The sequence below is a fragment of the Vibrio sp. Vb1337 genome (assembly GCF_033338715.1).
Lineage (GTDB): Bacteria > Pseudomonadota > Gammaproteobacteria > Enterobacterales > Vibrionaceae > Vibrio > Vibrio alginolyticus.
The window spans coordinates 89,627-103,012 of record NZ_JAWOTD010000009.1 but is presented as its reverse complement, the minus strand read 5'-3'; the positions used below and the strand labels follow the sequence as shown (position 1 = coordinate 103,012).

Here is a 13,386-nt window from a genome sequence, read left to right as displayed (position 1 = left end):
TAAGGAGCACCTATGACCGTTATGGAACATACTAAGGCTGCAACACTTGATCTAACCAAGCACGGACTGCATAACGTAAAAGAGGTTATTCGCAACCCAAGCTACGAAATGTTGTTTGAGGAAGAAACGCGTGAAGACCTAACCGGTTATGAGCGCGGCGTGGTTACTGAACTAGGTGCGGTTGCCGTTGACACTGGCATCTTTACTGGTCGCTCACCAAAAGATAAATACATCGTCAAAGACGCTACGACAGAAGAACATATGTGGTGGACGTCTGATCAAGTGAAAAATGATAACAAGCCAATCACTCCTGAAGTGTGGGACGAGCTAAAAGAACTGGTCACAAACCAGCTTTCTAACAAACGCTTGTTTGTTGTTGACGGTTACTGTGGTGCAAACCCAGATACACGTTTGAGCATTCGTGTTATCACAGAAGTCGCATGGCAAGCGCACTTCGTTAAAAACATGTTTATTCGCCCGACAGAAGAAGAGTTAGCGACATTTGAACCAGACTTCGTAGTAATGAATGGCGCAAAATGCACTAATCCAAAATGGGAAGAGCAAGGCCTGAACTCAGAAAACTTCACCGTATTTAACCTAACTGAGCGCATGCAACTTATCGGTGGTACTTGGTACGGCGGTGAAATGAAGAAAGGTATGTTCGCCATGATGAACTACTTCCTTCCACTAAAAGACATCGCATCAATGCACTGTAGCGCTAACATGGGCAAAGATGGCGATGTAGCGGTATTCTTCGGTCTATCTGGTACGGGTAAAACGACCCTGTCGACTGATCCTAAACGTGCGCTAATTGGTGATGATGAGCACGGCTGGGATGATGACGGTGTCTTCAACTTCGAAGGTGGTTGTTACGCAAAAACCATCAAACTTTCGAAAGAAGCGGAGCCGGACATCTACAACGCAATTCGTCGTGATGCACTGCTAGAAAACGTAACAGTACGTGGCGATGGCTCTATCGACTTTGATGATGGTTCGAAAACAGAAAACACACGTGTTTCTTACCCTATCTACCATATCGATAATATCGTTAAGCCAGTATCAAAAGGCGGTCACGCGAATAAAGTGATCTTCCTATCAGCCGATGCATTTGGCGTACTGCCTCCAGTATCTAAATTGACACCTGAGCAAACTAAGTACCACTTCCTGTCTGGCTTTACCGCCAAACTAGCGGGAACAGAGCGCGGTATTACTGAGCCAACACCAACTTTCTCTGCTTGTTTCGGCGCGGCGTTCCTAACACTTCACCCAACTAAATACGCAGAAGTACTGGTTAAACGCATGGAAGCAGCAGGCGCTGAGGCTTACCTAGTGAACACAGGTTGGAACGGCACTGGCAAACGTATCTCGATTCAAGATACGCGCGGAATTATTGATGCGATTCTTGATGGTTCGATTGAAGATGCACCAACTAAGCACATTCCTATCTTCAATCTTGAAGTACCGACTTCACTACCAGGTGTGGATCCTAGCATTCTAGACCCTCGCGACACGTACGTTGACCCACTTCAGTGGGAAAGCAAAGCGAAAGATTTAGCAGCGCGCTTTATCAATAACTTTGATAAGTACACAGACAACGCTGAAGGTAAATCTCTGGTTGCGGCTGGTCCTCAGATTGATTAAATCGAGTAACAGCGACGTCGCGTAAACTCAGTGAAAAGTTGGCATTAACTTATCACCTTTACGTAGGCCAAGTTACAAAAATTGCTTCAAGCCCCTCTTTTGAGGGGCTTTTTATTGAATACCACAGAATATTGATACAAGCTAAAGCCTATCTAGTTTTATTTCATAACACACGTAGGTTCTAGCAAAGATGAAAACAGCGCGTCGAGTTCTACTTCTGTTACTGGTTATCTTAGTTGCCATTCCGGCCGCTACGATTGCGCTGCTAACAACATCTTACGCGGACGCAACCTGGCGCTTGCTGTCAAACACCTTTTCTCTTCCCTTCCGGGCCGAAAGCGTGCGTTATGGCTTTCCCTATCACCTAACTTTACAACGCGTGAACACCAGCGGAGACGATGCGTCTTACATCGAGCAAGTCGATTTATGGATGAATCCCGATGTTTATCGCGATGGTAAATGGATCGTTGATAGTTTATTGATTGATGGTATGAGCTTGCAGTATGGTGCACCAAAGCTCCCACCTTTAGATAACGTTTTATTCCATCAAATCGCGCTCAAAAATATTGATTACGCCGACGAGCAGTTCTCTGCCAATGGCATTGACCTTCAAATTCAATCACCACAATGGAATGGTCAATTAATACCATATGGCGAAGTTCAACTTGCAGCTGACCAACTCTATTGGAATGGCGAAGCCTTTAATCAAGTCTTAGTCGATATAGACTACAAACCGCAAGACAGTACGCTTTATGGCATCTCTTTTAACTGGCGTCACAGTCAAATATCTGGGCAAGGGGAGCAGTATCCTCAAGGTTGGTCTTTAGTAAATGTGACCATCAACAAGCTGAAACTGAGTAATACGCAGCGCCAATCACTGCTTGCAAAACCTTGGCACGATCTACCATTTAACATTAATCATATTAATAGCTTAGATTTGCTTAACGTCGATATTGAATGGGGCGACTGGCACTGGCAGAACTTGGATCTTTCTGTGGAAAACGCCACACTGCCACTGTCTCTCTGGAAGACAAAAGCTCAAGTGTCATTGCAGGCGGATAGCGTTCGATTCCAGCAGCAAACCGCAATAGAGCCACGTTTGAGTGCCGCTATCGAGCCAGGAGTAATCCAGCTCAACGAGCTCAGTTTAGATTGGCAGCAAGGTCGAGTGCAAGTTTCTGGATTGTTCACGCCAACACAATGGAAGCTCAAAGAAGCCTCTATTCAAGGCCTCAAGTGGGCAACACAGCCAGAAGACAACCTAAATTGGTGGCACGCCGCCACCAGCGAGTTAGAGCATGTTGCAATCGAACGACTCGACATTGAGCGCAGCCAAATTATCCAGCTATCTCACGAACCTTATTGGCAACTTTCCGGTTTAAATATCGAAGGACAACAGCTTGATATTAAACAGTCGGCTCAACGTTGGGGCCTTTGGCAAGGCGAATTGGAAGTCAGCGTTGTCAACGCCAGCTATGACCAAATACTCACGTCTCACGCAGCACTTGCCATGCAAAGCAAAGATGGCTTTTGGCAATTGACTCGCCTTTTTGCGCCACTCGAGCAAGGCTACGTAGAAGGCATCGGACAGATAGATTTGAGTACCCCGAGCCAACCTTGGGCGCTCAACGTCAATGCTGATGGTATTCCCTTATCGCTCTTCCACGATTATTTTTTACCCGACACACTGGCTATTGATGGTTTTTCCGATCTCAGCCTCGATCTACAAGGGTTGTCAGGTGATCGCAACATGCTGGCCTACAGCTTGTCGGGTGAAGTGGAAGCCAACCTCCGAGATACCCGCTTGAAGTCCCAAGCGGATCATTCGCTCAAAGCCATTACCTTAAGTCCACTGCGTTTAAGCGCGCAACGAGGGGAAGTTGCCATAACGCCGGTCACCATCTCAGGAAAAGCCATAAGTGGTAAGGTTTGGGGAACATTTGATATGGCCAACAACCCGCTAAGTGGCATTACTTATCAATTGGAAGAGTCGTGCGGAAACATTGAAGGCGATCTACTAAGTGGTGAAACCCACCGTAATGAGTGCGTGAACGCATCAAAACTGGCCGAGCCTACTGATATTGAGACTCCACTGAAAAATGAGCCTTCCATCGAGCAACCTATCGTGATTGATAACATCCATTTGGAGACTCAAGAGGAAGAGCTTTACGAAGAAGTTATCGAAGAAGATGAAGTACCCGACACGAATTCCGCAGCAGAACAAACCCTCTCACCGACAGAGCAAGAAGGTGAAACAGATAAGCGCCCAGCAGATCAGTCGGCGCTTACCCCATCAGCAACTGAGTAACTGCGAGTAGTTCGGTATCAACATATAGGTACCGACAAAATCCACAGCTGGCGTGTCACCACTATAAATCACTACGTGAATAACGATGCGTGCTTTGCGTCCCGACTCCAATCGGTCTAGGTCACCACTGATCCCATCCAACGAAGTACTCGCCACGGGGTTTTGTTCGACTGGTTGACGATAACGAATCGAGCTGTCGGCCAACACAATATCACCGTGCAGCCCACGCTCTTTAAGCAGCAGCCACGTCATCCCCCACCCTGTCAGGGTTGCTAAGGTAAAAGCTGACCCGGCGAACATGGTGTTATGCGGATTAAGGTTAGGATTAAGCTGCGCACAGCATTCAAACTGGTAACCCGTGTACTGGTTAATTTTGATCCCCATTTTGTCGCTAATTGGGATTTGTTGCTCCCAGCGCTGTTGAAGCTCAGTACACCATTCAGGGCGACGTAACACATTAGCCATCGGATCCAGTTGCTTCACCATTTGCTGATGGCGCACAGGGCCACGCTCATCGGTCAGCTCACCTCGACGCTCAAAGCCATTTTTTTCATAAAAGGCGATGGCATCTTCACGGGCATTACACACCAAGCGTTTCGCTCCTTCTTGGCGCGCTAACGACTCTAGTGCAACCAAAACCAGCGAACCCATCCCTTTGCTACGGCGATTATTTTTAACCGCCATATAGCGGATCTGGCCATCATTGTCCGGCGTAATGTATAAACGGCCAATCGCCATAGGACGACCTCGACCATCAACAATCATGCGGTGATGGCTCATTTCGTCGTATTCATCGCGCTCAGAGCCGATCGGCATACGCCATGGCTCACGAAGCAGTTGCCAGCGAAACTGATAATACTTGTTTATCTGATTATCGGTTTTGGGAGTAATGAGTTTGAACATATCAATCCTTTGAAAGCACAACACTAATCAGTGTCGGAAAAATTACTCCAAGCCAATTCCATGAGCTTGGAGTTAAAGCTTAGACTATGGCGCCTGTGTTACCAGATTAGACCTGCAACCAAAACGTCACTGGACCGTCATTCACCAAAGACACTTTCATATCGGCAGCGAAGCGGCCACGCTGTGTGGGTAAGACTTCTTCACACAAGTCAGAAAAGTAATCATACAAGCGCTCTGCATCAACAGGATGCGCACCGCGAGAAAAGCCAGCTCGCGTGCCTTTTTTTGTATCCGCAGGCAGCGTAAATTGAGAAACCACCAGCACTTTACCTTCCACCTGTTTAACGTTTAGGTTCATCTTGCCTTCGTCATCTTCGAACACACGGTAGGTTGTAACACGCTCCATTAAACGCTTTGCTTTAGCTTCATCGTCGTCCCTCTCTACGCCCAATAAGACCAGCAGACCACGATCAATTTCTCCTACGACTTCACCATCCACACGGACGGCTGCTTCACTGACTCGTTGAATTAGCGCTATCACTACTCTCGCTTCCTTCATCTGTTAACTGAGATTCAGCGGTCGAGTGTATCATGTCTAAATCTTCACTCCAGTGCTCTCGCTCACCAAGCGCAGCCGTAACTTCCGCCCCCAATAACACGATCATCCAGCATAAATACACCCAAACAAATAAGATAGGAATCGCCGCTAACGCGCCGTAGATGAGCTGATAAGACGGAAACTGAGTGATGTAGAGTGCAAAGCCTTTTTTACTCAACTCGAACAGTATCGCGGCGACTGCTGCCCCCATGGCACCATGAGCGAGGTGTACTTTTTTATTCGGCACTAGAATATACAAGCCAAGAAAAGCAAAAAAGGACAGCAACAACGGTAGCCAACGCAGAAATAAATTAAACGCACCAGATAATGTCTCATTCTCTAAAATTTGCAGCGAAGTCACGTACGACGTCGCCGCAATACTCGCACCGACCATGATCGGCCCTAACGTGAGTACCATCCAATACATAGAGAATGAAAAGACTAAACGGCGCTTGTCTTTAACTCGCCAAATGTAGTTTAAGTTCTTATCAATGTTGGAAATCAGCATGACCGCTGCGATGAATAAAAACCCACCGCCAACCGCGCTCATTTTGCCCGTATTCGCCACAAATTCCTGTAATGCCGTATGTACAGCTTCTCCAGAAGCCGGCACAAAATTCTCAATAATGTAGCCTTGCAGCACCTCACCAACGTTCGCAAAAACGGGAAATTTCGACAATATTGATAACAATACCGTCAGCATTGGCACAATAGACAACAAGGTAATGTAGGCAAGATAGCCCGCGTTCACATTCACACGGTCATGCGTTAATCGCTTAAGAAGGTACGTAAAAAACGCGACGCAACTTGGCAGTAGATTGATTAATCTCGCCTTGTAACTCTCTGATAACTGGTTCATAGTTCATCCCATAATTAGCGCCGAGGACATAAGAATGCCTTATTTATTAGCAATTGTACTATCAATTTTCACTTTAACAGGGTGTCAATCTGCTTATTACTCAGCAATGGAGCAGGTTGGGTATCATAAACGAGATATTATGGTCGACCGCGTCGAAGATGCCAAAGAATCTCAACAAGATGCACAAGAAGAATTCACCAGTGCACTTGAAGCCTTATCTGCGATCACCAACTTTGATGGTGGTGAGCTAGAAAATGTCTACAACAACATCAATGACAAATACGAAGATAGCGAAAAAGCGGCTCAAGACGTACGTGACCGTATTGCTGCGATTGAAGACGTATCCGGCGCACTGTTTGATGAGTGGCAAGATGAGCTAGAGCTGTACTCGAGTGCGAAACTGCGTCGTTCAAGCGAGCAAAAGCTACGTGAAACCAAAGCCTCGTACAAAACCATGCTTAGCGCTATGAAGCGTGCAGAGAAAAAGATGACACCGGTACTGGACACGCTGCGTGACAACACGTTGTACTTAAAACACAACCTTAACGCCAGTGCGATTGGTTCTTTGCAAGGTGAGTTCTCTAGCTTAGAGAAGGACATTCAGTTTGCGATCAAACAAATGAACGAAGCGATTGCAGAGTCCGATAAATTCCTACAAAAGCTCAATCAAAAGTAAATGATTCAGACCTCCTCCTAGCGAGGAGGTTTTAGTCGGCGACCTTACCGAGTAAACCGATGACTCTTCGAACAAAGCCTACCCTCTCTGGCACAGTTCCCCATGGCACTTCTACCACTTCATAACCCAACTCAGTATAGACACTCACTAACGACTGATGAATCTCCAATGCTTCTTCAAAGCTGTGCGGACGCACTTCATCTTGTACGTAAATGGATGCTTCAGGTCGACAAGTAAACACCTGACTATGGTACCCAGCGCTTTCGGTTAAGAAAGCTTGATCAACCTTACAGCCGCCCACTTGTAGGTATGCAATGATGTCGGGGATGGCGCGATCAACAAACGCAACATCATGACAACGCGCATCACTCTTTTGTTTGTCCATCAACCCAAGGCATAACTTGGCAAACTCAGGTAAATTCGTCCACGGCAAAATACCATTTTCTAACTGGCTTTGCTGCTCAATCAAGTCGCGAGACCCTTCAGGAAACGTGGCGTAACCACACGCGTCTAGCGCATTCAGCAGTGTTGTTTTTCCCGCACCAGGCCCACCGGTGATAATAATCGGGTTCATATTCAACTCCAGAAAACAAAAAGCCCCGAGCATAACTCGAGGCTTCTTCTTAATTGAATCGCTTAACGAAAATTATTTCGCGCCACGAGAAGCACGCTTACGGTCGCTTTCCGTTAGGAACTTCTTACGGATACGGATGCTTTCAGGCGTTACTTCTACTAGCTCGTCGTCATCGATGAATTCTAGTGCTTGCTCAAGAGTCATCTTGATTGGCGGAGTAAGAACCTGTGCGTCATCTGTACCTGATGCACGAACGTTGGTTAGCTGCTTACCTTTCAGTGCGTTTACCGTTAGGTCGTTGTCACGGCTGTGAATACCGATAACCATACCTTCGTAAACTTCAACACCGTGACCGATAAATAGACGACCACGCTCTTGAAGGTTGAACAGTGCGTTAGTTAGCGCTTTACCCATCGCGTTCGCGATTAGTACACCGTTTACACGTTGACCGATGTTACCGCCTTTGTGAGGGCCGTAGTGATCAAACGTATGGTAAAGAAGACCTGAACCTGAAGTCAGTGTCATGAATTCCGTTTGGAAACCGATCAGACCACGTGATGGCATAACGAAGTCCATACGCACACGACCTTTGCCGTCTGGAGACATGTCTTTCAGCTCACCTTTACGTAGGCCAATGTTCTCCATGATGCCGCCTTGGTGCTCTTCCATTACGTCGATAGTTACCGTTTCGAACGGTTCCATCAACTGACCATCTTCTTCTTTGATGATTACTTCTGGACGAGATACCGCAAGCTCGAAGCCTTCACGACGCATGTTTTCGATCAGGATAGAAAGGTGAAGTTCACCACGACCTGATACGCGGAATTTATCTGGATCGTCTGTTTGCTCAACGCGTAGTGCAACGTTGTGTACCAGTTCCTTCTCAAGACGCTCAAGGATGTTACGTGACGTTACGAACTTACCTTCTTTACCCGCGAATGGAGACGTGTTTACTTGGAACGTCATCGTTACTGTTGGTTCATCAACAGACAATGGTGGTAATGCTTCTACTGCGTTTTGTGCACAGATAGTGTCAGAAATTTTCAGCTCGCCAAGACCAGTGATTGCGATGATATCACCCGCGTTAGCTTGTTCCACTTCGTGACGCTCTAGGCCAAGGTAGCCCATTACTGTACCCACTTTACCGTTGCGAGTTTTACCGTCAGCACCAATAATGGTTACCTGCTGGTTTGGTTTAACGCTACCACGAGTTACGCGAGCCACGCCGATAACACCAACGTAAGAGCTGTAGTCTAGCTGAGAAACTTGCATCTGTAGTGGACCATCAAGGTCAACATTTGGCGCGTCAACAACATCAACGATAGTTTGGAATAGTGGTTCCATGTTCTCACCAGTTTCGCCTTCTTCTAGAGAAGCCCAACCGTTAAGTGCAGATGCGTAAACTACTTTAAAGTCTAGCTGGTCATCAGTTGCACCTAAGTTGTCGAATAGATCGAACACTTGGTCCATAACCCAATCAGGACGTGCACCAGGGCGGTCAATCTTGTTGATTACAACGATTGGTTTTAAACCGTGAGCAAACGCTTTTTGTGTTACGAAACGCGTTTGAGGCATTGGACCATCAACAGCGTCAACGATAAGTAGTACAGAGTCTACCATCGACATGATACGCTCAACTTCACCACCGAAGTCCGCGTGTCCCGGAGTATCTACGATGTTGATACGGTAATCGTTCCAGTCGATTGCTGTGTTTTTAGCAAGAATGGTAATACCGCGCTCTTTCTCGATGTCGTTCGAGTCCATGACTCGCTCTTCAGCTTCACCGCGAGACTCAAGCGTGCCTGATTGTTGTAGCAGCTTGTCAACCAACGTGGTTTTACCGTGGTCAACGTGCGCGATGATCGCGATATTTCTTAATTTATCAATCTGTGGAGTAGCCATGGATATTGATTCACTTAGATAGATGAAATGCCCCCACGCTGAGAACGGGTGCTCTCTGGCGACATTTGCTGATTAAAAAAACGGCCATAATGTACCAGATTTTAGCAAAAAGCCTAGAAATATGTGATCTACTCCCGAGCATTTCTGCGATTTTTACGCTTAATGCCCATTTTCTTCCTCAGAACGAATTGATTAAACGCAACTTTATTCTAATCGATGCATAATTCAAATTGACTCTTGCTCAAAAACTGGGCTGAATACGCAATGTACCTGTCACATTATGGTGCAACAATGATTTTTGGCACCATAATAGTGCAAGTAATGATCATTTTGGTGCAAGCAAGTGCACCAAACTAGCATTCAAAAACACAATTGCTTGAAATTAATGGAATATTTTTTTTGGCACGGTTTTGGCTTTAGTTAAAACAGCATCGATTAATGAAAAGTCAAATTGATTAATCAATGCCAGGTTTCATGAATAATTCATAAATCGAGCTTTTACCGCTTATTAACACTGGAGGTTATCCAAGATGTCAGTAGAAAACGTTCTATCGCTGATCCAAGAAAACGAAGTTAAGTTTGTTGACCTACGCTTCACTGATACAAAAGGTAAAGAGCAGCACATTTCGATCCCTGCTCACCAAATCGACGCAGACTTCTTCGAAGAAGGTAAAATGTTCGATGGTTCATCAGTTGCTGGCTGGAAAGGTATCAACGAATCAGACATGGTAATGATGCCTGACGCATCTTCTGCTGTGCTTGACCCATTCACGGAAGACGCAACACTAAATATCCGTTGTGACATCTTAGAGCCTGCAACAATGCAAGGCTATGACCGTGACCCACGCTCTATCGCTAAACGCGCTGAAGACTTCATGCGTTCTACAGGTGTTGCAGATACTGTACTTATCGGTCCTGAGCCAGAATTCTTCCTATTTGATGACGTGAAGTTCTCGACGGACATGTCAGGCTCTTTCTTCAAGATCGACGACGTAGAAGCGGCATGGAACACAGGTTCTGACTACGAAGAAGGTAACAAAGGTCACCGTCCAGGCGTTAAAGGTGGTTACTTCCCAGTAGCTCCAGTAGATTCATCTCAAGACATCCGTTCTGCTATGTGTCTAGTAATGGAAGAAATGGGTCTTGTTGTTGAAGCGCACCACCACGAAGTGGCAACGGCGGGTCAAAACGAAATCGCAACTCGTTTCAACACGCTAACAACCAAAGCTGACGAAATCCAAATCTACAAGTATGTTGTACACAACGTTGCTCACGCGTTTGGTAAAACAGCGACGTTTATGCCTAAACCACTTGTTGGCGACAACGGCAGCGGTATGCACGTTCACCAGTCTCTAGCAAAAGATGGCGTAAACCTATTTGCTGGTGACAAGTACGGCGGTCTATCTGAAATGGCGCTTTACTACATCGGTGGTATCATCAAACACGCTCGTGCAATCAACGCATTCGCTAACCCATCAACAAACTCGTACAAACGTCTTGTACCAGGCTTCGAAGCACCAGTAATGCTAGCTTACTCAGCGCGTAACCGCTCTGCTTCGATCCGTATCCCAGTGGTACCAAGCCCGAAAGCACGTCGTATCGAAGTTCGTTTCGGTGACCCAGCGGCGAACCCATACCTATGTTTCGCAGCAATGCTTATGGCTGGTCTTGACGGTATCAAGAATAAGATCCACCCAGGCGAAGCGATGGATAAAGACCTTTACGATCTTCCAGCTGAAGAAGCAGCAGAAATCCCAACTGTTGCATACTCACTAAAAGACGCGCTAGCAGAGCTAGATGCTGATCGTGAGTTCTTAACAGCGGGCGGCGTATTCTCTGACGACTTCATCGATTCATACATCGACCTTAAGTCTCAGGACGTAGAACGTGTGAACATGACAACTCACCCTGTTGAGTTCGAGCTTTACTACTCTGTGTAAGGTCGACACTGTGTAAAATGTAAACACAGCAATAAAATATTAGGCTCGCCTCGCAGGCGGGCCTTTTTTGTATTCGCCACTCAAGCTTCGACGTTTAACATGAGGGGATAATAAAAATACGCTTAGAATTTTTCCTTACAGGTCAAAGAGCTAAGCCATTGAAACGTGAAATCATCGAACAAGAGAAGGTGAGCAATGAAAGTTCAGCTTATTCCATCACTGTGTGCACTCAGCGGATTGTTAATCGCCTCTATCGCCTTCGCGCAGGTCGCGTATACGTGGGTAGATGAAAATGGCGTGGTTCACTTTAGTGATACACCAAACAAAGGAGCAAAAGCGATCGCACTGCCAAACCTTGAAGCCAGCGCACCAGCTCCTGAGGTAGAAAGTACTGAATCGCTCGCACCTCAGACTACGCCATCTACTGCATCACAAAACAAGCCAGATAAAACAACCGAGAAGCCTCTCCCATTACAACTCTCGATGCTGACTCCCAAGCACAACGAGACCATCCGCAGCAATCGAGGCATCATCAATATTCAATTAGAAACCAATCGCAAGCTTGGTATCGGTGAGCAATTGCAATTGTTACTCGATGGAAAACCTTATGGTGCGCCACAAAGCCATATAGTGTGGCAGTTAAACAATATTGACCGAGGCACTCACACACTTGCTGTGCACGCGAAAAGAAGCGGCAAGCTTATTGCATCTACTAGCCCTATAACGGTGCATTTACATAGAGCAAGTGTTAAGCCGACCGTAAAAGGGGCAAAATAGAATATCTGGTGAAAAAAATCACATCACAGCGATGCTTTTCACTTTTTCTTCTAAGATTTATTCGCCATACTTAACGTTCAATTGCACCATTATTGTGCATCGCACAATCTTAAAGCAAAACAAGGACGTAATGTGGATACCAGTCTTCCTAGTGCCATTCTCAACAATATGGTGACAGCAACGCTGATTCTTGATGATGGATTGGCCATCCGTTATGCCAATCCGGCTGCCGAATTGCTGTTTTCTCAAAGCGCCAAACGAATTATTGAACAATCACTTTCTCAATTGATTCAGCATGCGTCGCTGGATCTCGCGCTGCTCACTCAACCGTTGCAAAGTGGCCAAAGCATCACCGACAGTGACGTCACTTTCGTTGTTGATGGCCGCCCTTTAATGCTAGAGGTGACGGTTAGCCCTATCACTTGGCAAAAGCAGTTAATGCTTCTGGTTGAGATGCGCAAAATTGATCAGCAGCGCCGACTCTCTCAAGAACTGAACCAACACGCCCAGCAACAAGCAGCGAAGCTGTTAGTCCGAGGGCTTGCACATGAGATCAAAAATCCGCTTGGCGGCTTACGCGGTGCGGCGCAATTGTTAGAAAAAATGCTGCCAGAGCCCTCTCTCACCGAATATACACACATCATCATTGAGCAAGCAGACCGTTTAAGGGCGCTCGTGGATCGATTACTAGGACCGCAGAAGCCAGGTAAGAAGACACAAGAGAATCTGCACCAAATTCTTGAAAAGGTTCGCCAGCTGGTTGAATTAGAGTCACAACGCTCAATCATCATTGAACGAGATTATGACCCAAGCTTGCCAGAGATTTTGATGGATACAGACCAAATCGAACAGGCAATGCTTAATATCGTCAGCAACGCCGCACAAATTCTTAGCCATCAAGAACACGGGAAAATAACCATTCGCACCAGAACGGTGCACCAAGCCAATATTCACGGCAAACGCTGTAAACTCGCTGCTCGTGTCGAAATCACAGACAACGGCCCAGGTATTCCACCGGAACTACAAGACACGCTGTTCTATCCCATGGTCAGTGGCCGCGAGGGAGGAACTGGATTAGGGCTATCTATTTCGCAAAATTTGATCGACCAGCACAATGGAAAAATAGACGTAGAAAGCTGGCCTGGTCACACAACATTTACTATTTATCTGCCGATCTGATTGCGCTAATGGACTTCAAGTCGCGTCAG

The 13,386-nt window shown here is 46.4% G+C and carries 11 protein-coding genes; 6 read left to right on the top strand and 5 right to left on the bottom strand.

Annotated elements, in window-relative coordinates; all coding sequences use genetic code 11:
* The first annotated feature begins 12 nt into the window (after positions 1-12).
* Positions 13-1,641 carry a phosphoenolpyruvate carboxykinase (ATP) gene (gene pckA, locus R7E42_RS12165; protein ID WP_017820689.1) on the top strand — a complete coding sequence of 543 codons (1,629 nt, stop codon included), beginning with the start codon at positions 13-15 and terminating at the stop codon, positions 1,639-1,641.
* A 190-nt stretch (positions 1,642-1,831) separates the two neighbouring features.
* Positions 1,832-3,949 carry an AsmA family protein gene (locus tag R7E42_RS12160; RefSeq protein WP_318072704.1) on the top strand — a complete coding sequence of 706 codons (2,118 nt, stop codon included), beginning with the start codon at positions 1,832-1,834 and terminating at the stop codon, positions 3,947-3,949.
* Here R7E42_RS12160 and R7E42_RS12155 read toward each other — a convergent pair.
* The 3 genes from R7E42_RS12155 to R7E42_RS12145 form a co-directional block, all read right to left on the bottom strand.
* Positions 3,935-4,852 (bottom strand): bifunctional GNAT family N-acetyltransferase/hotdog fold thioesterase, encoded by a 918-nt coding sequence (locus R7E42_RS12155; RefSeq protein WP_005379283.1) that lies wholly within the window; start codon positions 4,850-4,852, stop codon positions 3,935-3,937. The two genes, R7E42_RS12160 and R7E42_RS12155, sit on opposite strands and share 15 nt — an antisense overlap.
* A 106-nt stretch (positions 4,853-4,958) precedes the next feature.
* A complete protein-coding gene (gene dtd / locus R7E42_RS12150) occupies positions 4,959-5,393 on the bottom strand; it encodes a D-aminoacyl-tRNA deacylase (protein WP_267922946.1) in 435 nt (144 codons plus the stop codon).
* Positions 5,365-6,309, bottom strand: a complete 945-nt coding sequence (locus R7E42_RS12145; protein WP_033905908.1) for a virulence factor BrkB family protein — start codon at positions 6,307-6,309, stop codon at positions 5,365-5,367. The genes dtd and R7E42_RS12145 overlap by 29 nt, the downstream gene beginning before the upstream one ends.
* Positions 6,310-6,343: 34 nt before the next feature.
* Here R7E42_RS12145 and R7E42_RS12140 point away from each other — a divergent pair, with 34 nt between their 5' ends.
* Positions 6,344-6,985, top strand: coding sequence for a DUF2959 domain-containing protein (locus R7E42_RS12140; RefSeq protein ID WP_005382972.1), 642 nt, complete (start codon positions 6,344-6,346; stop codon positions 6,983-6,985).
* Positions 6,986-7,016: 31 nt separating this feature from the next.
* Here R7E42_RS12140 and R7E42_RS12135 read toward each other — a convergent pair whose 3' ends face one another.
* Complete coding sequence (locus R7E42_RS12135) at positions 7,017-7,559, bottom strand: AAA family ATPase (protein WP_065275007.1); 543 nt, start codon at positions 7,557-7,559, stop codon at positions 7,017-7,019.
* Between the two features lie 72 nt (positions 7,560-7,631).
* A complete protein-coding gene (gene typA, locus R7E42_RS12130; RefSeq protein WP_005379276.1) occupies positions 7,632-9,461 on the bottom strand; it encodes a translational GTPase TypA in 1,830 nt (609 codons plus the stop codon).
* Between the two features lie 530 nt (positions 9,462-9,991).
* Here typA and glnA point away from each other — a divergent pair.
* From glnA to glnL, 3 genes are all read left to right on the top strand, one after another.
* On the top strand, positions 9,992-11,401 hold the full coding sequence (gene glnA / locus R7E42_RS12125) for a glutamate--ammonia ligase (RefSeq protein WP_005379275.1): 1,410 nt from the start codon (positions 9,992-9,994) through the stop codon (positions 11,399-11,401).
* Positions 11,402-11,596: 195 nt separating this feature from the next.
* A complete protein-coding gene (locus R7E42_RS12120) occupies positions 11,597-12,178 on the top strand; it encodes a DUF4124 domain-containing protein (RefSeq protein WP_213915139.1) in 582 nt (193 codons plus the stop codon).
* 132 nt (positions 12,179-12,310) lie between these two features.
* On the top strand, positions 12,311-13,357 hold the full coding sequence (glnL, locus tag R7E42_RS12115; RefSeq protein ID WP_017821940.1) for a nitrogen regulation protein NR(II): 1,047 nt from the start codon (positions 12,311-12,313) through the stop codon (positions 13,355-13,357).
* Positions 13,358-13,386: the final 29 nt, after the last annotated feature.

Bases quoted from the DNA above. Each gene is read 5' to 3' on its own strand.
- glnA (WP_005379275.1), top strand. From the start codon at position 9,992: ATGTCAGTAGAAAACGTTCTATCGCTGATCCAAGAAAACGAAGTTAAG.
- R7E42_RS12145 (WP_033905908.1), bottom strand. From the start codon at position 6,309: ATGAACCAGTTATCAGAGAGTTACAAGGCGAGATTAATCAATCTACTG.
- R7E42_RS12120 (WP_213915139.1), top strand. From the start codon at position 11,597: ATGAAAGTTCAGCTTATTCCATCACTGTGTGCACTCAGCGGATTGTTA.
- typA (WP_005379276.1), bottom strand. From the start codon at position 9,461: ATGGCTACTCCACAGATTGATAAATTAAGAAATATCGCGATCATCGCG.
- pckA (WP_017820689.1), top strand. From the start codon at position 13: ATGACCGTTATGGAACATACTAAGGCTGCAACACTTGATCTAACCAAG.
- R7E42_RS12140 (WP_005382972.1), top strand. From the start codon at position 6,344: ATGCCTTATTTATTAGCAATTGTACTATCAATTTTCACTTTAACAGGG.
- R7E42_RS12160 (WP_318072704.1), top strand. From the start codon at position 1,832: ATGAAAACAGCGCGTCGAGTTCTACTTCTGTTACTGGTTATCTTAGTT.
- R7E42_RS12155 (WP_005379283.1), bottom strand. From the start codon at position 4,852: ATGTTCAAACTCATTACTCCCAAAACCGATAATCAGATAAACAAGTAT.
- R7E42_RS12135 (WP_065275007.1), bottom strand. From the start codon at position 7,559: ATGAACCCGATTATTATCACCGGTGGGCCTGGTGCGGGAAAAACAACA.